Origin of the sequence: Chitinophaga sp. Cy-1792, from assembly GCF_011752935.1 — a bacterium.
Taxonomy (GTDB): Bacteria; Bacteroidota; Bacteroidia; order Chitinophagales; family Chitinophagaceae; genus Chitinophaga.
Genome location: NZ_VWWO01000001.1, coordinates 1,574,003 through 1,592,424, shown reverse-complemented (window position 1 = coordinate 1,592,424; position 18,422 = coordinate 1,574,003). Strand labels below are relative to the sequence as shown.

16 protein-coding genes are annotated in these 18,422 nt (G+C 45.1%); 10 read left to right on the top strand and 6 right to left on the bottom strand.

Translation table 11 applies throughout. The features are described from left to right. Positions 1 to 25 precede the first annotated feature (25 nt). Complete coding sequence (locus F3J22_RS06545) at positions 26 to 223, top strand: hypothetical protein (protein WP_167015468.1); 198 nt, start codon at positions 26 to 28, stop codon at positions 221 to 223. A 271-nt stretch (positions 224 to 494) separates the two neighbouring features. On the opposite strand, the gene atpC is transcribed toward F3J22_RS06545, so the two are convergent. Beyond that, a complete protein-coding gene (atpC, locus tag F3J22_RS06540) occupies positions 495 to 755 on the bottom strand; it encodes an ATP synthase F1 subunit epsilon (RefSeq protein ID WP_167015466.1) in 261 nt (86 codons plus the stop codon). 68 nt (positions 756 to 823) lie between these two features. Beyond that, the gene (atpD, locus tag F3J22_RS06535) at positions 824 to 2,323 is read right to left on the bottom strand and encodes a F0F1 ATP synthase subunit beta (RefSeq protein ID WP_167015464.1); all 1,500 of its coding nucleotides are present in this window, start codon (positions 2,321 to 2,323) and stop codon (positions 824 to 826) included. Positions 2,324 to 2,676: 353 nt separating this feature from the next. Here atpD and F3J22_RS06530 point away from each other — a divergent pair, with 353 nt between their 5' ends. Further along, positions 2,677 to 3,888 carry a metallophosphoesterase family protein gene (locus F3J22_RS06530; RefSeq protein ID WP_167015462.1) on the top strand — a complete coding sequence of 404 codons (1,212 nt, stop codon included), beginning with the start codon at positions 2,677 to 2,679 and terminating at the stop codon, positions 3,886 to 3,888. Between the two features lie 49 nt (positions 3,889 to 3,937). Here F3J22_RS06530 and F3J22_RS06525 read toward each other — a convergent pair whose 3' ends face one another. Continuing rightward, on the bottom strand, positions 3,938 to 4,834 hold the full coding sequence (locus F3J22_RS06525) for a DUF4349 domain-containing protein (protein WP_167015460.1): 897 nt from the start codon (positions 4,832 to 4,834) through the stop codon (positions 3,938 to 3,940). Between the two features lie 32 nt (positions 4,835 to 4,866). Then, positions 4,867 to 5,508 (bottom strand): nicotinamide riboside transporter PnuC, encoded by a 642-nt coding sequence (pnuC, locus tag F3J22_RS06520; protein ID WP_167015458.1) that lies wholly within the window; start codon positions 5,506 to 5,508, stop codon positions 4,867 to 4,869. A 349-nt stretch (positions 5,509 to 5,857) separates the two neighbouring features. Here pnuC and F3J22_RS06515 point away from each other — a divergent pair, with 349 nt between their 5' ends. After that, positions 5,858 to 7,342: a DUF6600 domain-containing protein gene (locus F3J22_RS06515; protein ID WP_167015456.1), complete on the top strand. Its 1,485-nt coding sequence runs from the start codon at positions 5,858 to 5,860 to the stop codon at positions 7,340 to 7,342. Between the two features lie 79 nt (positions 7,343 to 7,421). Here F3J22_RS06515 and F3J22_RS06510 read toward each other — a convergent pair whose 3' ends face one another. Continuing rightward, positions 7,422 to 7,931 (bottom strand): GNAT family N-acetyltransferase, encoded by a 510-nt coding sequence (locus F3J22_RS06510; RefSeq protein ID WP_167015454.1) that lies wholly within the window; start codon positions 7,929 to 7,931, stop codon positions 7,422 to 7,424. 9 nt (positions 7,932 to 7,940) lie between these two features. Next, entirely contained in the window at positions 7,941 to 8,564 is a 624-nt protein-coding gene (locus tag F3J22_RS06505; protein WP_167015452.1) for a hypothetical protein, read from the bottom strand. 86 nt (positions 8,565 to 8,650) lie between these two features. Here F3J22_RS06505 and F3J22_RS06500 point away from each other — a divergent pair, with 86 nt between their 5' ends. The 7 genes from F3J22_RS06500 (at position 8,651) to F3J22_RS06470 (ending at position 18,225) form a co-directional block, all read left to right on the top strand. Next, positions 8,651 to 9,814 carry a hypothetical protein gene (locus tag F3J22_RS06500; protein WP_167015450.1) on the top strand — a complete coding sequence of 388 codons (1,164 nt, stop codon included), beginning with the start codon at positions 8,651 to 8,653 and terminating at the stop codon, positions 9,812 to 9,814. A 264-nt stretch (positions 9,815 to 10,078) separates the two neighbouring features. Further along, on the top strand, positions 10,079 to 12,202 hold the full coding sequence (locus F3J22_RS06495) for a M48 family metallopeptidase (RefSeq protein ID WP_167015448.1): 2,124 nt from the start codon (positions 10,079 to 10,081) through the stop codon (positions 12,200 to 12,202). 122 nt (positions 12,203 to 12,324) lie between these two features. Continuing rightward, on the top strand, positions 12,325 to 14,235 hold the full coding sequence (locus F3J22_RS06490; RefSeq protein WP_167015446.1) for a DNA polymerase III subunit gamma/tau: 1,911 nt from the start codon (positions 12,325 to 12,327) through the stop codon (positions 14,233 to 14,235). Between the two features lie 114 nt (positions 14,236 to 14,349). Then, the gene (locus F3J22_RS06485) at positions 14,350 to 15,990 is read left to right on the top strand and encodes a pyruvate dehydrogenase complex dihydrolipoamide acetyltransferase (RefSeq protein WP_167015444.1); all 1,641 of its coding nucleotides are present in this window, start codon (positions 14,350 to 14,352) and stop codon (positions 15,988 to 15,990) included. A gap of 325 nt (positions 15,991 to 16,315) precedes the next feature. Beyond that, complete coding sequence (locus F3J22_RS06480) at positions 16,316 to 16,822, top strand: GbsR/MarR family transcriptional regulator (RefSeq protein ID WP_167015442.1); 507 nt, start codon at positions 16,316 to 16,318, stop codon at positions 16,820 to 16,822. 62 nt (positions 16,823 to 16,884) lie between these two features. After that, entirely contained in the window at positions 16,885 to 17,832 is a 948-nt protein-coding gene (locus tag F3J22_RS06475) for a TIGR01777 family oxidoreductase (RefSeq protein ID WP_167015440.1), read from the top strand. A gap of 18 nt (positions 17,833 to 17,850) precedes the next feature. Beyond that, entirely contained in the window at positions 17,851 to 18,225 is a 375-nt protein-coding gene (locus F3J22_RS06470; protein ID WP_167015438.1) for a CoA-binding protein, read from the top strand. The last annotated feature ends 197 nt before the right edge of the window (positions 18,226 to 18,422 follow it).

Here is an 18,422-nt window from a genome sequence, read left to right as displayed (position 1 = left end):
TAATGGGTAGGTAATACCCGTAAAAATGAACAGGATTAAATATGATTTTTTAAAACAATTTAAATATCTTGCTAAAGTAACGAAAAGTGAAAGCGAGAGTTGTAACCCATTTCAGGTAAATGAACATATAGAACCGAATTACACCTATGAAGGCAAAACCTATGAAAAACAACATGATTTGGCTCCTTCAGGCGACGAAAGACCAGCATTTTACCTGCAATAAAATCAATTTAACTAAATAAATATCAACGCATTATTCATTAGGTAATAATATACAGCCTAAAAAAGGCATCCCTGTTGGCGGATGTAAGACTGCTAATGTCTGTGTAAAAACGGGCTTTGGTGAAGTATTGCATTCACGGCAGGGCTTGGAAACCCCGTCGGGTAATCATACAATGAGCGGGTTTCTTCTAAGATTGGAATAGTTAGGACAAAACGAAGGCCGGGTAATCTTACCCGGCCTGGTCGTTTAAAAAATTATATAACTGGAGATGTTATTTCTTTTCCACAGCAGTAGCACCCTCTACTAACACGGTAGCTTTATTACGTAAAACTTCTACGAAGCCACCGCTGATGGTGAAGAATTCAGTGTGAGATTTATCTTTCAGCACTTTCATCTTACCATTTCCGAGCGCTGCGATCATGGGCGCATGTTTATCCAGTATTTCAAAAGAACCGTCGATACCTGGGAGTTGTACACCGTACACCTCACCTGTGTATAACTTTCTTTCCGGTGTTAATACTTCTAATAGCATGTGTATGTTCGTAAATGGTTAAATATGTTGAATAATCCCCGCTGAGCGGGGATTATTGACGATATTAATTATTTAGCCTGTTCCAGTAATTTCTTACCTTTTGCGATAGCATCATCGATGTTACCAACAAGGTTGAACGCAGCTTCAGGATACTCATCTACTTCACCGTCCATGATCATGTTGAAACCACGGATAGTTTCTTCGATTGGAACGAGTACACCTTTCAGACCGGTAAACTGTTCTGCTACGTGGAATGGCTGAGACAGGAAACGTTGTACACGACGTGCACGGGATACTGTCAGTTTATCCTCGTCAGACAGCTCGTCCATACCCAGGATCGCGATGATATCCTGCAGCTCTTTATAGCGTTGCAGAATCATTTTCACACGCTGCGCACAGTTGTAGTGAGCTTCACCTACGATGGTTGGTGTCAGGATACGGGAAGTTGAATCCAGCGGGCTCACAGCAGGGTAGATACCAAGATCGGAAATTTTACGATCCAATACGGTGGTAGCATCCAGGTGGGAGAAGGTTGTAGCCGGAGCAGGGTCAGTCAAGTCATCCGCAGGAACGTAAACCGCCTGTACGGAAGTGATTGAACCATTTTTAGTTGAAGTGATACGCTCCTGCATCAGACCCATCTCAGTAGCCAGGGTTGGCTGATAACCTACCGCTGAAGGCATACGGCCTAACAGTGCAGATACCTCAGAACCAGCCTGGGTGAAACGGAAGATGTTATCAACGAAGAACAGGATATCACGACCACCACCTGCAGAACCATCACCATCACGGAAATATTCAGCCAGTGTCAGACCAGATAATGCCACACGTGCACGTGCACCTGGAGGCTCGTTCATCTGACCAAACACGAATGTAGCCTGGGAGTTTTTCAACAGTTCTTTATCCACAGCGGTAACATCCCAGTCACCGTGCTCCATGGATTCTTTAAATTTATCACCATAACGCACGATGTTAGCTTCGATCATCTCACGCATCAGGTCATTACCTTCACGTGTACGCTCACCCACACCAGCAAATACGGACAAACCTTCGTGTGCTTTCGCAATGTTGTTGATCAGCTCCTGGATCAATACAGTTTTACCCACACCGGCACCACCGAACAAACCGATTTTACCACCTTTTGCGTATGGCTCGATCAGATCGATTACTTTGATACCTGTGAACAGTACTTCTGTTTCAGTTGCCAGATCTTCGAATTTAGGAGGCTGACGGTGGATAGAGTAACCAGCGCTTGTATCCAGTTGACCCAGACCATCAATTGCCTCACCTACCACATTGAACAAACGTCCTTTCACCTGGTCGCCAATTGGCATTTTAATTGGCGCGCCCTTATCCACAACGGCCATACCACGAACCATACCGTCAGTGGAGTCCATTGCCACGCAACGAACGCTGTCTTCACCCAGGTGCTGTTGTACTTCCAATACTACTTTCTGACCATTTTCGCGGGTGATTTCCAATGCGTTGTAGATTTCGGGCAATTTGTCTTCAAAGTGCACGTCCACCACGGGACCGATAATTTGTTTGATCTTACCTGTGTTAGGCATATTTTTAAAGAGGTTTATAAAATACTAAAAGTTATTTCCTCAAAAACTTAAGCTGTTGGCAAAAGTTTCCAAAATTTGCCGCAAAGGTAAGAGTAAAAGCATATAAATCAAAACACCAGAACGGAAAAATATCGCTTTCACACCCGTTTTTAAGCCCTTTTTGTTTTTATATAAGCCCGCTATCCCCTAAATCCCCGTCCATATCTATAATATTATGAAAAAATATAAATCATAATAATCTAAGAAAATTTCTCTTCCGACATTCCCGCCATCTATATAAAATTTCCTTCTCCCCTTCAAAACCTTGCTTATTTTGGGATATTCTACCTATTTGTATTAACTATTATACTAACATGAAAAAAAACAGTGAACAATCCCGCCGCGCTTTCCTCGGTAACATTTCCAAAGCCGGCCTCTTCAGTATGGTCAGCCTGGCACCAGCCATAGCGAAGGCTGCCCCCCAGGAACCTCAGGAACCTTCCCACAAATTCCTTTGCAAACCATACCTCCAGTACCCGGCCCCCAATACCATTTCTGTCGTATGGCTCACCGCAAAACCCTGCTACAGCTGGGTGGAATACAACCAGGAAGGACAACCGCCTCAAAAGGCCCATACCATCAGCCACGGCCTCGTAGCTGCCAACAACACCCTGCATAAAATCCCACTCACCGACCTTCAGCCAGGAAAAAAGTACAGCTATAAGGTATTTTCTAAAGAAATCACCGACTTTCAGCCTTATAAACTGACTTACGGCGAAACCATTTCCAGCGACACCTTTACCTTCACAGCGCCAGACCCGCAGGTAAAGGAAGTGTCCTGGCTCATGATCAATGATATCCACGACCGGCCGGAGTCCATCCCACACCTGATGGGACTTAACGGCAATAATCCTTACAACTTCGTATTTTTTAACGGAGATGTATTTGATTATCAGGCAGATGAAAAACAGATCATCGATCATATGCTGACACCCTGCGGCGACAGCTTCTCCACGCAAACACCCTTTATGTACGTTCGTGGCAACCACGAAACCCGCGGGAAATACGCACGTGAATGGCATCAGTATTTCGAAAATCCTGGCAGAGATAATTTCTTCTCCTTTACCTGGGGACCCGTGCACGCCATTGTACTGGATACCGGCGAAGACAAGGAAGATACCCACCCCGTATATGCCGGCATCGTAGATTTTGACCATTACCGGGAACAGCAAGCTGCATGGCTGGAAAAACAACTGCAATCATCTGCCTGTAAAAAAGCAAAATATAAGGTGGTTATCATGCATATACCACACTACCATGGCGGAGAATGGCATGGCACTGTGCATTGCCGCGAGCAGTTCGGGGAATTGTTTAATAAATATAAAATCGATATGCTGATCTGTGGTCATACACACGTGTATGGCGTACATCCGCCGGAACAAGGCAAGCATAATTATCCGCTGATCATCGGTGGTGGCCCTAAAGACGGCAAACGCACACTGATACAGGTGAAAGCAGACCAGAAGCAATTACAGCTGACCATGCTGGACGATAGCGGAAATAAAGTCGGAGAATATAAAATATAATAAAAAAACGGCGTCCATCGGGCGCCGTTTTTTTATAAAGCATTATTCTTTATTCAGACTTTTTAGTCGACTGATTAGCAAAAAAATCCCAGATCTTGAGGACAAATAACAGGCAACCCAATGAAAATGCAGCACCAAACAGCAGGCAGGCGTAGTATTTAATGGTCCATTCCAGCGCCCTGATGATGCGGGTCCATATACCAACAGTCAGGACAGGCTTTTCAACTATTTCGAACATATAAATTTTCACTGTACAGAATTCGTGGACCGAATCGAAGTTACCCAGTTCTACTCCCAGATTCTGCAGCTGTGTTTCCGTCTGGTAAATCTTATCGTGCAGGGAAAGGTATTCGTCTATTTTACCTGTTTTATTTTTCAATTCATTTAATGAAGACAGGGTTTTCTCCAGGGAAACCCGCTGTGCATTCAGCTTCTGGTATTCATTGGTTTTATCTGTTTTTGTCACGTCTCTTTCAACGACAACGCCTATACGCTGTGCAGCGAGATAGAAAGAATCAAATTTTTCCGGATTCACACCTACCAGTAATTCCAGGTGCTGATTGCCTTTATTGCCGGTTTTATTTTCGTACTGGATGATTGATCCGGAGGAATCAATCAACTGATAGAGTGATGCTTCATCCCGATCGTAGTGATTTGATTTAGTCAGCAGGGTAGCTACTTTTTCATACTTCTGACTCGGATTTATGTCAACAGCAGCTACTGCCGGATCAATGGGAGTCACTTTCATTTCCTTTACAGCTATTTTTTCAGAAGCATAATTACTTCTTCCACCGAAATCAAATGACACAGCTGGGTTTTCAGCATTAAAAACAGCTGCAGACCTGAATTTGTAACCGTAGATGAGTCGCAGGCAGAACATAGCCAGAAAGACGCCGGTAAAGACAATAATAGCGCGTCTCGCAGTTTTGCGGGAAATGTTAAACATAGGTAGTAAGTCTAGAGATGAATGGATTTAATTTAATTTAATTGTTGCTTATAGGTCTTCACCCACTTAATCAATCCCATCAATGCTATGATGAATAAAATGAGATATTCCATACCGAGGAAGCGAACATTTTTCTGAAAATAGATAACAGTGGCGATCACATCTACCGTAACCCAGAGCACCCAGTTTTCCCAGATACGTTTTGCGAGGAGAATATTGGCAATAACGCTTAGCACTGCTACCAGCGAGTCGGTATAAGGCCATGCAGCGGGCTTTTCAAATACGGAAGGAAACCAGTTATGCAGGTTACTGATAATAAAACCAGCGGTTGCCGTTGCTGCTACTACCAATGCAGACAACCAGTACCTTGCCCTGACGCTCAATGCATATACCGGTTCATTTTCCGGCTTTTTAGTATACCAGAATATCCAGCCGTAAACACCTGTCGCGAAGAAATAAATTTGTAGAAACATGTCTGCATATAGCTGCAGTTGCCAGAATAAAATGAAGAAGCAGCTCACGTTTACGAGTCCTACCGGCCAGGTAAGAATATGGTCTCTTGCTGCCAACCAAACACAGAGTAATCCTGTTAATGTACCGAAGAATTCAATGAAACTAACCTGATAATCAAGTACTGTAAAAAGTATATGCTGAATACTGAAAATGTCACCCATGCAGCAATATTACAGTTTTGCCAAATTATCTATAAAGCGATTTTTATCTTAATAAAAATAAAAACAAGAATATGTAATCATCATCCAACATAAATAACTGTATTACAAAATGTTAGCATAGCAAAAAAAAGTTGGAATCAATTTTGTAATAGTAGCTTTGAACGATGCTAAATGCCTATTTTCTCTTTAGCAAAGTCTTAACAAAAATCATTTTTCAAGCAGATTGATTATACTGCCTTTTAGACCTTACCATTGGCGTAACATCCTTATAAATGTGAAAAGGTTAACCAAGTGAACCGCTCCCCGGAAAGTCTAAAAACACAGGAACCAATCGTTAAAATACAGGAGTATGAACACAATGGTTAAAAAAACACTCATCCCATTTGCGGCAATAACCATGTTCCTGACAAGTTGTGCTGGTAGTTATTACGCTTCAGGTGATTACGCCAGTGGCTATGGATCTCAGGTACAGGTTGGTGGTTCCGTATCTTTTTATGATGCATTAAGTCCTTATGGTCGCTGGACAACCTACGGTGGTTACAACGAGGTATGGATACCGAATGCGGGTCCTGACTTCCAGCCATATGCTTCCGCCGGACACTGGGTTTATACAGATTATGGTTATACCTGGGTATCAGATTATTCCTGGGGTTGGGCGCCATTCCACTATGGTCGCTGGATGTATGATCAGTTCTATGGATGGATGTGGATACCTGGTTATGACTGGGCACCTGCATGGGTTGACTGGCGTTCTGGTGGCGACTATTACGGCTGGGCACCAATGGGACCTTCCGGATATAGTTATCCTGCCAACAGATGGACATTCGTAAACAGACAGTATTTAGGCAATTCACGTATCAATAATTACTACATCAATAATAGCCGGAATACGACTATCATCAACAATACTACTATTATCAACAATACTACTGTTTACAATAACAATCGGATTAACCGTGGTCCTGCGGCGCCTGCAAACACAAGGCCTGTCAGGATTACCAACACAGACAGACCGGGACAGAACCAGCTTAACGGTAACCAGTTAAGGATATACCGTCCGGATGGTGCAGCTGTTCAGCGTAATGATAATAGCCGGTTCAATGCCAACCGTAACACCATTAACAACAATGCTAATAACAACAATGGTGGCAGGGTAAATCCAGGCAACAATAACAACAACAATCCTGGTAACAACAACAATACCGGCGGCGGTAGAATAGTTCCCGGAAACAATAGTAACAACAATACTATAGTGCCGGGTAATAATAACAATCGTCCGTCCAGAATTGATAATAATCAGATCAACAATAGCCAGGGCGACAGGATCAGACAACAGCAGCAACAGCAACAGATTCAACAGCAGCAACAACAACAGAATCAGCAGAATCAGCAAAGGATACAACGTGATCAGCAGATCCAGCAGCAGCAACAGCAGCAGCAGCAACAAAGAATCCAGCAACAGCAACAGGACCAACAGCGTCAGCAACAGCAACAACAACAGCAGCAAAGGATTCAGCGTGATCAACAAGTGCAGCAGCAACAGCAACAACAGCAACAACAGAGAATTCAACAGCAACAGCAGCAACAACAAAGGATACAGCAGCAACAACAGCAACAGCAACAACAGCAAAGAATTCAACAACAGCAACAACAACAGCAACAACAGCGTATCCAACAGCAACAGCAGCAGCAACAAAGACAACAACAGCAGCAACAGCAACAACAGCAAAGGGCTCAGCGGGTGATGCAGCAGCAACAACAACAGCAGCAGCGACAGCAACCACAGCCTCAGCAACAAAATAATGGTGGCGAAAGGCCAAAAAGAGACCAGTAAGTATTTAGTTTAGATTAGATTATATACCCGCCTTTTATAGGGCAAAAAAATAACGTCTGCGATGGCAGACGTTATTTTTTTATAGATTATATACAGTGGCGTATAGTGCTTTTTTTATTGTGATGAAATCCAGATCTGGTGGAGTACCGAGGTACATCAGCTTCAGCTGCAGAAAAGGATATCCCGGGTAATAAGGTGGTTGTTCGTAGTATTCGGGAAATGTTTTATAGTGCAGGCGTTCATAGAAATTGATTCTGCGGATGGCCTGTTCTGTATTGGGAGGTTCCACTTCCAGCACAATGCTTTTCAGTTCTTTTTCCAGCAATGTCATGACGGTGGTGCCGGCACCACCTCCCCTTGATTCCGGTGAAATAGCAAAATATTCGATGAAAGCAAATGCCGGCAATTGCCAGTAAAATACAAATCCGGCAAATTTCCCGTCCTTTTCGAGGGTAAGCAGCCGGATTTTATCAGCAGCCAGTAGTTTTAACTGATCTGGCCATGGTCTTCTCTCTTCCAGCGGAAAAGCGGATTCATACAGGTTACGTATTTCATCCGTGGCCGTTTTGCTTTGGTGTAATGCTATCATAGCGGGAAGTTACTGATTCTGGCGCATACCGGTTGAAACGGCACAAGCATTGGGATCAGGATCACCTGGGGAAACTGGTTTATCCACAGCCCAGCAGAAATTCATGGCCTGGCTGGTAATGCTCAGGAGTTTCACAACCGCTTTACTGCCTTTGCGGCTATTGGAGGCAGCAATGGACTGTTGTCCCTGGGCGGGTATGCTTTTAATGGAATATTGTTCGGTTTTAAAGACTTCATTATTATTCCGGAGGTATTGGAGCGAAACCACGACATTTTCCAGGGGGTAGTCTGTCTGGTTTCTTACGATAATGCTCAGATCGCGGATACCGCCCAGGAACCCGGTTCGGTAGTCGTTCAGGGAAACGGTGATGAACTGGTTCCAGTTCCGGCGAAAATATGCCCGTCGATCTGTAAATTGGGCGTTTTGCTGCTGCTGCATATCTTTGCGATCTGAAATTTGTCTGGCTACCGTACCGGATTGCTGCAAACTGCTGCGCAGATCGCGGTTTTCGTTATGAAGACGTTCATTCTCGGCAAGGATTTTACGAAGATGTTGCTGTTGCTGGCAATAACCCAGCCCCATAACAATCGTGAGCAGTAAAAAAAATGACGGAATAATGTAAGTTTTGGTCATAACCATTTTTTATTGAAAAAATGATGCCAGTAGCCGGCGGTTATCATGAAGGAAGCATTTTTATTATTTTTATACAAATAGTCCCTATGGAATTGATTATCGTAGACAACGAACAAAAGGCGAAGCAGTTTCTGGATGTACATATACAATTAAATAAAGACATCCCAGGATGGATTCGTCCATTTGACAAGGATATCAACCAGGTATTTAATCCGGAAATTAATAAGGCGTTCAGGCACGGAGAATGTATCCGTTGGATTTTAAAGGATGACAAGGGGAAATTGATCGGCAGAATCGCTGCCTTTGTAAACAAAAAGTACAGGAGTAAGGGAGACACCTGCAAAGTAGGCGGTGTGGGCTTCTTTGACTGTATCAATGATCAGGCGGCCGCCAACCTGCTGTTTGACACGGCCAAACAGTGGCTGCTCGAGCGGGGAATGGGTGCCATGGACGGCCCTATCAACTTCGGCGAACGTAATAACTGGTGGGGCCTGCTCACAGAAGGATATCACGAACCGTTGTACGGTATGAGCTTTAATCCACCTTATTATAAGCAACTGATGGAAAACTATGGTTTTCAAGTGTTTTTCAATCAGATCTGCTATGGTATGAAGGTAAATGATCAGCTGAAAGACAAGTTTTTCACACGTCATGCTGCCATTGCAAAAGACCCGAACTACCGTTCAGAACATATTAAAAAAAGTGAGTTAAAACGCTTTGCGGCTGAATTCTGCTCTATCTACAACCGTGCCTGGGCGAAACATGCCGGCGGAAAAGATATGACGGAAGCGCAGGCATACGCGCTGTTTAAGCAGATGAAACCTTTGCTGGATGAAAAAATCGCCTGGTTCATTTATTATAAAGACGAACCTATTGGTTGCTGGCTGAACCTACCGGACCTGAACCAGTATGTAAAACATATGAATGGCAAATTCGGCCTGTTACAGAAATTAAAGTTCCTGTGGCTGAAGATGAGGGGCGACTGCAAGAAATTTGTGGGTATCCTGTTTGGTATCGTTCCGGAGTTTCAGGGTTTGGGCGCAGACGCCTACCTGATTGTTGAAGGCGCCAACGTTATCCAGAAAAGCTCCCCTTATGTCGATTATGAAATGCAGTGGGTAGGTGATTTCAATCCGAGAATGATTAATGTGGCAGAAGGGCTGGGAGCCAAACCTACCAGACATCTTGCTACCTATCGGTATTTGTTCGACAGAAATGCCGAGTTCCACAAGCATCCGATTTTGAACTAAGGAAGACATTTAGACTATATAAATTAGCAAGGGACAGCACCGGTGGCGCTGTCCCTTGCTAATTTATATCAAAACATACACCAGAATTAACATATATATTAAAAATATATTCAATAATTTATCTTCCCAAACCTTTATCTATCAAGGGATTTCATAAAACCATATTTATATCCGATGGCTCATTTTTCAACATTTAGGCCTTGAATTGTGTCTTTAGTTAAATCCCGATTTCAGTAACAATCGTATTTAACGTGAGGATTAGTTATGACCAACTTAAACCTGGACCGCAGTTTTGATAGTGACCATGCGGTTATTGCCACCACCATTCCAAACAGACAACAAAAAATGAAGGTCTTTGGCTTTATCATATTATTTTTTTTGCTGTATGTGGTATTGATTTCCATTGCCGGAGCGCTTGCCCTGGGCTGTATTGCGGGAGGCCTGACGCTGATCCGGTATTATGATGTACTGTATGCTGTTATTCCCGGAATAGCCTTGATTGTACTTGGCAGCAGTCTTTTATACTTTCTGGGGCGTTTCCTGTTTCACAGGCACCAGCCAGTCAATCCGTATCGCACGCAGATCAATGCAGACAATCATCCCCGGTTGTTTGCCTTTTTGCAGCAGTTAGTTGCTGACACCCGGATCAGTTTTCCGCGGAAGATATTTGTGGTGCCCGATGTTCGGGCCTCCTTATTTTACAATGCCAGTTTCTTCAATCTTTTCTGGCCTATCCGCCGCAATCTTGAGATTGGGTTGGGGTTGGTCAATAGTGTCAACATCAGCGAGTTTAAGATGCTGCTGGCACATGAGTTCGGGCATTTTTCCCGGGAAAATTCTTCCCTCAGCAGATATGTATATGGTTTGAATAAGATGCTGCATGATATGCTATATGAAAACGATGACTGGAATGAGCTGGCCCGTCACCGGCACAGTGGTTCCATCAGCGGTTTCTTCATTCATATTACCCTGCTGATATTAAATGGTATGCAGTACCTGTTGCGACAAATGCACCGGGTCATCAATAAACATTACCAGGATATCAGTCGTGATATTGCCATACAGGCAGATGAGATTGCCTTGCATATGGCAGGGACCCGTGCAGCCATCAGTGCGATCCGCCGGGCGGATATCGGCAGTTATTGTATGGAGCACTGTATGCATAAGCTACCGGAGTTATCTGAACATAAATTACGTTTTCAGAACCTGTATGAAGTACAGCGGAACCTGATCCGTTACTACACGCTGCAAAGCTATGGCCGGGTGGATGCGGAAGGTTTACCGGTTGTTACCGGTCCATTTACCAAAGCATACCTGAAAAGCCGGGTACAGCTGCGGGATGAATGGAGCCTGCAACCTTCGCTGGAATCCAGGATCAGTATGTTTTTACAGGCCAATGTAGATAGGGAACAGCTCAATACCAGTGCCTGGCAGCTGTTTAATCAGCCGGCAGTCATGCAGGAAGCCATGACCGGACAGGTTTACAGTGTGCTCTCCATGGAGAGTAACGACTGTTCATGGATTTGCCCGCAGCAGTTTGTAGATGACCTGGAACAGCGGCAACGTACTTATGAGTTTCCCAAAGTTTTCAACAGTTATTACGATAACAGGTCTTTCGCGCAGGCAGACTTCAGGTTTCTGCAGCCCCTGAGTGCGGAAGAACTAAAGCAGATTACCCTGGAAACGTTGTACCATCCGGATGTGGTGATGCGTATGCGTACCTGCTACCGCGATTTACAGGATTCAGAAACCCTGCATGCCATCGCTGTACAACAGTTGCAGACCAGGCATTTTGAGTTTGACGGGAAACGGTACAGGGCAAACAAGGCCGAAAGGCTGGCCCGGAAATTAAGCAGGGCAGCCGTAGAAGAAAGGCAATGGCTGACAGGTAATGACCTGCTGGCTTGTCGCTACCACTATACCGTTGCATTGGCATCCGGGCAGCAAACAGCAGATAACCTGGTAGGCCGTTACCAGGAAATACTGGATTACCAGCGTGATGCCAGTCTGCTCAGTGACCTGGTGATACGCATCATTCACGGGATCGGCCTGATCTTTAATTCCAACCACCAGACTATGGAGGAGGCGGTGCCTTCCTTTGATATGCTGACAGAAACGGCCATTTCTTTCAGGAAGTTATTACTGCACCTTATCACGGCGCCGGCTATACGAAATAATCTGCCTGGACAAATTGAAGAAAGTATTGAATATTTCCGGCAGCATGACTGTCAGTTTATCCGTCATGGCATCCCTGATTATGCCGGTATTAAAGCGTTACACGATATCAGCAACGGGTTGATGGAGTATCTTAACAACCGTATTATCCTGTTGAAAAAAGAATACCTGGAATTATTAATCGAGCTGGATCATCTGCATACCACCAACTAATTATAATAATATAAAATATATAATCTAGCTAGATATCAAATATTTTTAATAACAGAGCGAGTAAAAAAGCGAATCTCGGAATGTTCTTCGTATTTTCGACGCTCGCGAAAGCGTAGCAGTATATGGAGAATTTTATCGTTTCAGCCCGTAAGTACCGTCCACAGAATTTTTCAACAGTTGTTGGACAATCACATATCACCACCACATTAAAGAATGCCATCCGCAACCATCAGTTAGCGCATGCCTTTTTGTTTTGTGGGCCAAGGGGAGTAGGTAAAACCACGTGTGCCCGTATCCTGGCCAAGACTATCAACTGTGAGAACCTTCAGCCAGATGGGGAGGCATGTAATGAGTGTCATTCCTGTAAATCCTTTAATGAAGGTAGTTCTTTCAACATCCATGAGCTGGATGCCGCGTCTAACAACTCAGTAGACGACATCCGTACGCTGGTGGAACAGGTGAGATTTGCGCCACAGGCGGGAAAATACAAGATATATATAATAGATGAGGTCCACATGCTCAGTTCTTCTGCATTCAATGCATTTCTGAAGACACTGGAGGAGCCGCCATCTTATGCCATATTTATATTGGCCACTACCGAGAAGCACAAGATCCTTCCTACTATTCTCAGCCGATGCCAGATCTTCGATTTCAAGCGCATTACGATTCAGGATACGGTGGACCATCTGCAGGACATCTGTAATAAGGAGCATATCCAGGCGGACCAGGATGCGTTGCACCTGGTGGCCCAGAAAACGGATGGCTGTATGCGTGACTCTCTCAGTACGTTGGACAAGATTGTCAGCTTTACCAGCGGACATCTTACCTATCAGAACACGCTGGAGCACCTGAATATCCTGGATTACGATTACTTCTTCAAGGTAATGGATTATGTGTTGCAGCAGGATGTCGCATCTGCCTTATTATTATTTGATGAAGTTTTACAGAAAGGATTTGAGGGAGATAATTTCCTGGGCGGATGGGCAGAGTTTTTAAGAAACCTGTTGCTCAGTAAGGAAGAGAAGGCCGTTCACCTGGTAGAAGTATCTGGTAACCTGAAAGAGCGCTATAAGCAACTCGCAGGGAAGATTAGTCCTGCCTACCTGATTACCGCCTTAAACCTCTTAAACGAAACAGAGATCCATTACAGGCTGGCGCGTAACAAGCGACTGCATGTAGAGATGGCGTTGATCAAGCTTTGCTTCCTGCAGCAGGCTGTGACTTTAGTAAGTGAAGAGCAAACCGGCGAGGTAGCAAAAAAAAAATTAGTACCTGATGGCAGTGCGCCGCAGAAGCTGCGTGCACCGATGGCGCAACCTGTCAGCATAAAGACAGTAACAGAGAAACCGGCTACGACAGCCAGTATTCAGGCGGAGCAGGCGACGGCTCCGCAACCGGTGATACCGGTTCAGCCAGCACCGGCACCTATACCTGTGCAGCAACCACCTGCGGCACCACAAGCGCAGGCACCTGCGCCACAACCAGCTACTCAACCGGTGCCGACAGCTACAGCAAGCAGTACAGTTAATGAAAATAGCACCAGTACAGTTGCCCGACCAGCGGCGGCGGCCACCGCCACCAAGCTAACCGGGCTGGCAGCTATGAAAGAGGCTATGGCGGCCAAGGCACAGCATAGTCCTGTACAGGCAGCCACACCACTTTCTATGGGAGCTATTACTGAATTCTGGGAAGAGTTTATCGACCGTTACAGGCAGGCCAACAAGATGACGGTGGTGAGTAATCTCGCGCTGGCAGTGTTAAAGATGCTGAATGCGGATGAGATCGGTATTGTGAGCAGGAACATTGTGCAGTTCAGGTTTATGGAGGAAGAAAAGCTCGTTATTTCTGAATTTTTCAAGGAAAAATTCAATAATCCGATGATCATTCTGACGCTTCAGCTGGACGAGAGTCAGCAAACACAGGATATTGGTCCGGCTCCGTTATCGAGCAGGGAGCAGTTTCAGCAGATGTCTGAAAAATATCCGTTGGTGAAGGAGCTGAGAGACCGGTTGGGGATGGAATTGGATTTTTAAGTCCAGACTAGATTGTATTTATTTTCTTTAGATATTTTTTGAACAGTTTAAAATTCCTTCTTTGCGTTTTTGAGCAAAAACGCGTAGGTTTGAACAAAATTTTGAATAAACACTATGGCAGAAGTTATCAGAATGCCCCTTTTGAGTGATACAATGACTGAAGGGGTGATTGCGGAATGGCATAAAAAGGTGGGCGATACCGTAAAAGCAGACGATGTTATTGCTGAAGTGGAAACGGACAAAGCAACGATGGAAGTAATGGGTTATGTAGAAGGAACCATATTATACATTGGTGTTGAGAAAGGGAAAGCAGCTAAGGTTAATGAAATCATTGCCATTGTAGGTAAACCAGGCGAAGATTATAAGGCATTCCTGGATGGAGGTAATAATGGAACTGCTGCTCCTGCGAAAGAAGCTGCTGCTCCGGCACCTGCACCAACCGCCGCTCCTGCTGTATCTGCCGCTGATGACGCTGCAGTGAAGGAAGCGCTGAAGAATGCTACTGTTATTCGTATGCCGTTGCTGAGCGATACCATGACAGAAGGTAAAATCGTTGCATGGAATAAGAATGTTGGCGATACTGTAAAGAGTGATGATGTACTGGCTGAAGTAGAGACCGATAAGGCGACTATGGAAGTAATCGGTTATGCTGATGGTACTTTATTATATATAGGCGTACCTGCTGGTACTGCTGCAAAAGTGAATGGTATCATTGCTATCGTGGGTAAACCAGGTACCAATGTAGATGCGATTCTGGCTGCTGAGAAAGGTGGCGCTGCTCCTGCTCCGGCTGCTGAAGCTGCTCCTGCGGCTGCTCCAACCGCTGCTCCGGCTAGTGCTCCTGCTGCAAATGCGGTGGCATCTACCAGTGCTGATGGTCGTGTAAAAGCATCTCCGCTGGCTAAGAAAATCGCTGCCGACAAAGGTATCGATATCAGCCAGGTGCCAGGTTCCGGTGATGGTGGTCGTGTAATCAAAGCGGATGTGGATAACTACAAACCATCTGCTGCACCTGTTGCTACAACCGCTCCTGCTGCTGGTCCGGCTGCTCCTGCATTCGTTCCTGCCGGTCAGGAAGGCTTCACTGATACGCCGCTGACACAGATGCGTAAAGTGATTGCAAAACGCCTGAGCGAAAGCAAATTTACTGCTCCACACTTCTATCTGAAGATTGATGTGATCATGGATAAAGCAATGGAAGCACGTAAATCTATCAACGAAATTTCTCCGGTTAAGATCTCCTTCAATGATATGGTGATCAAAGCTTCTGCACTGGCGCTGAAACAGCACCCAGATGTAAATGCAAGCTGGATGGGTGATTTCATCCGTCATAACCACCACGTACATATCGGTTCTGCGGTAGCTATCGAAGATGGCCTGATCGTTCCGGTTATCCGTTTTGCTGATCAGAAATCCCTGAGCCAGATTGCGGGTGAAGCCAAAGGCCTGTACGACAAAGCTAAAAACAAGAAGCTCCAGCCACAGGACTTCACTGGTAATACTTTCACTATCTCTAACCTGGGTATGCTGGGTATCGACGAGTTCACTGCTATTATCAATCCTCCGGATTCAGCAATCCTGGCGGTAGGTAATATCAAAGAAACTGCGATTGTTGAGAAAGGTCAGGTTAAGATTGCCAATATTATGAAACTGACCCTCAGCTGCGACCACAGAAGTGTGGATGGTGCTGTAGGTGCCCGTTTCCTGGCGACGCTGAAAGGTTACCTGGAAAATCCGGTTACTATGTTGGTGTAAGGCACTGACTACCAATATTAAAAGCCGTCTCTACGTTGTAGAGACGGCTTTTTTGATTTTAGCGGATTGAGTCTGCGTTTCCAGCGCCTTCGGCGCTGGAAACGCAGGGCGGGAGCGCAACCGTTGCGGCCTGAGGCCGCAACGGTTGCATTTCCCACCCTGCGTGTGAAAGCGGCAATATATAAGCCGATTATGGCGTGACCAGTAGCCGCGCCAGGGAGGTATAAAGGGCAATAAATGAAAAGAAGATAACAATTTCTTATTTCATTAATTTTTGAAAGTTCAAAAACTTGGTTTACATTTGCCCGTATCAAATTATTCTGTAATGAACTTACCTGAAGCAAAAGCGCAATTTATTCAAACATGGGGATCACTGGGTGCACAATGGGGTATTAACCGTACCATGGCTCAGATTCACGCGCTGCTGCTAGTGATGCCGGACCCACTCAGCGCAGATGATATCATGGAAGAACTGAATATCTCCCGTGGTAACACCAACATGAACGTACGTGAACTCATTAACTGGGGGCTCGTAGAGCGGGTACTCATTCCTGGTGAAAGAAAGGAATATTTCATTGCCGAAAAAGATATCTGGAAAGTCGCTACCTACATCGCACGCGAACGTAAAAAACGTGAGCTCGATCCTATCATGAAAGTACTCCAACAATTACAGCAGGCCGAAGGCGACCCTAAAGACAAAGAACTCAAAGCCTTCAAAGACTCCATCCAGAACATCAACAAGTTTGCACAGCAAACAGATAAAACCATTTCTGCCTTCATTAAATCGGAAGAAAACTGGTTCTATAGCAGCCTGCTGAAACTCATCAAGTAATTTTTTTTGCGCCAATATTTCAATATTTTCTGAAAGTTCCGAATTATCAAAACTACAGCAAAATGAAAAACAAAAAAATCATCATAGCCGGTGGCAGCGGATTTCTTGGAAGGAGTCTGGCCAAATACTGGAGTCCGGACAACCAGCTTATCATCCTTTCCAGGGAGCAGCATATCAACGCCGGCAGCATCACCTATCTTCAATGGGATGGACAGACCCTGGGCGAATGGGCCGCAGCCCTGGAAGGCGCCGACCTCCTGGTTAACCTCTCCGGAAAGAGTGTCAACTGCCGGTATAACGAGGCAAATAAAAAAGCTATTTTCGACAGCCGCACCTTTTCCACACAGGTGTTAGGCCAGGCAGTACTGGCGGCAAAAAATCCGCCCAAAGTATGGATCAATGCGGCTTCTGCCACTATTTACCGCCATGCCGAAGACCATCCGATGGATGAATTCAATGGTGAAATAGCCAATGATTTTTCTGTACAGGTATGTAAAAAATGGGAACAGACATTCAACGACCTTTCCCTTCCGCAAACAAGGAAAGCCATTCTTCGTATAGGCGTTACGTTAGGTAGTGAGCCGGGAGGTGTCATGCAACCGTATTGCAACCTGGTAAAATTCGGACTGGGTGGCCAGCAGGGCAACGGTTTACAGAAATACACCTGGGTACATGCCGAAGACGTGGCTGGCATGATGGCCTGGATCGCTGAAAACCCAACGCTGGACGGCACTTTCAACTGCACCTCTCCCAACCCGGTCAACAACCGGATATTTATGGCAACACTGCGCAAAGCCGCAGGCCATTATTTCGGACTGCCAGCCGCAGCATGGATGCTGGCCATAGGCGCCAGGCTGATCGGCACGGAAACGGAATTGTTGCTGAAAAGCAGGTGGGTACTACCTACCAGAGCCCTGCAATGTGGCTATAACTTCCGTTATCCCCTACTGGAGCCGGCCATACGTAACATTCTTAGTGAAATGACCAGGAGCAGCTACCATCTGTTCTGAATTTTGTAAATTCGGTATATGGAAACCAGCGATAAAAAACTGACTGTTGTATTGGGGGCCTCTCCCAATCCGTCCAGATATAGCTACCTGGCCGTTTCCATGCTGCAGAAGCATGGACATCCCATTGTGGCTATTGGCAACAGGGAAGGAAATATAGAAGGACAGGAGATCATCAAAGAACATCCGAACGTTGCCAACGTAGATACAGTGACACTGTATATGAACCCTACGCTACAGGCATCTTACTATGACTATATTTTACAATTGCATCCCAGGCGGATCATCTTTAATCCGGGTACAGAAAATCCTGAACTAAAGGAACTGGCCATCAGGAATGGTATACAGCCACAGGAAGCATGTACATTGGTATTATTGAGCACAGGACAGTATTAGATTGTCCCTTTTTTATAAAAAACACCTATTTCCCTTACCTGCATTAGATTTTCACAACCGATACCTTCGGTATCGGTTGGTTTGGTTCCGCGCTCCGTGCGGGGGTGGGCTACCGCCAGGTACATTGCTTTTTAGTACCTGTTTTTTTATTTGAAGCGAATGGCTGCGTTTATTAACAAAAAGCATTTCGTATATTC

Excerpts from the sequence above, each read along its gene's own strand:
- F3J22_RS06545 (WP_167015468.1), top strand. The coding sequence starts at position 26 with ATGAACAGGATTAAATATGATTTTTTAAAACAATTTAAATATCTTGCT.
- atpC (WP_167015466.1), bottom strand. The coding sequence starts at position 755 with ATGCTATTAGAAGTATTAACACCGGAAAGAAAGTTATACACAGGTGAG.
- atpD (WP_167015464.1), bottom strand. The coding sequence starts at position 2,323 with ATGCCTAACACAGGTAAGATCAAACAAATTATCGGTCCCGTGGTGGAC.
- F3J22_RS06530 (WP_167015462.1), top strand. The coding sequence starts at position 2,677 with ATGAAAAAAAACAGTGAACAATCCCGCCGCGCTTTCCTCGGTAACATT.
- F3J22_RS06525 (WP_167015460.1), bottom strand. The coding sequence starts at position 4,834 with ATGTTTAACATTTCCCGCAAAACTGCGAGACGCGCTATTATTGTCTTT.
- pnuC (WP_167015458.1), bottom strand. The coding sequence starts at position 5,508 with ATGGGTGACATTTTCAGTATTCAGCATATACTTTTTACAGTACTTGAT.
- F3J22_RS06515 (WP_167015456.1), top strand. The coding sequence starts at position 5,858 with ATGAACACAATGGTTAAAAAAACACTCATCCCATTTGCGGCAATAACC.
- F3J22_RS06510 (WP_167015454.1), bottom strand. The coding sequence starts at position 7,931 with ATGATAGCATTACACCAAAGCAAAACGGCCACGGATGAAATACGTAAC.
- F3J22_RS06505 (WP_167015452.1), bottom strand. The coding sequence starts at position 8,564 with ATGACCAAAACTTACATTATTCCGTCATTTTTTTTACTGCTCACGATT.
- F3J22_RS06500 (WP_167015450.1), top strand. The coding sequence starts at position 8,651 with ATGGAATTGATTATCGTAGACAACGAACAAAAGGCGAAGCAGTTTCTG.
- F3J22_RS06495 (WP_167015448.1), top strand. The coding sequence starts at position 10,079 with ATGACCAACTTAAACCTGGACCGCAGTTTTGATAGTGACCATGCGGTT.
- F3J22_RS06490 (WP_167015446.1), top strand. The coding sequence starts at position 12,325 with ATGGAGAATTTTATCGTTTCAGCCCGTAAGTACCGTCCACAGAATTTT.
- F3J22_RS06485 (WP_167015444.1), top strand. The coding sequence starts at position 14,350 with ATGGCAGAAGTTATCAGAATGCCCCTTTTGAGTGATACAATGACTGAA.
- F3J22_RS06480 (WP_167015442.1), top strand. The coding sequence starts at position 16,316 with ATGAACTTACCTGAAGCAAAAGCGCAATTTATTCAAACATGGGGATCA.
- F3J22_RS06475 (WP_167015440.1), top strand. The coding sequence starts at position 16,885 with ATGAAAAACAAAAAAATCATCATAGCCGGTGGCAGCGGATTTCTTGGA.
- F3J22_RS06470 (WP_167015438.1), top strand. The coding sequence starts at position 17,851 with ATGGAAACCAGCGATAAAAAACTGACTGTTGTATTGGGGGCCTCTCCC.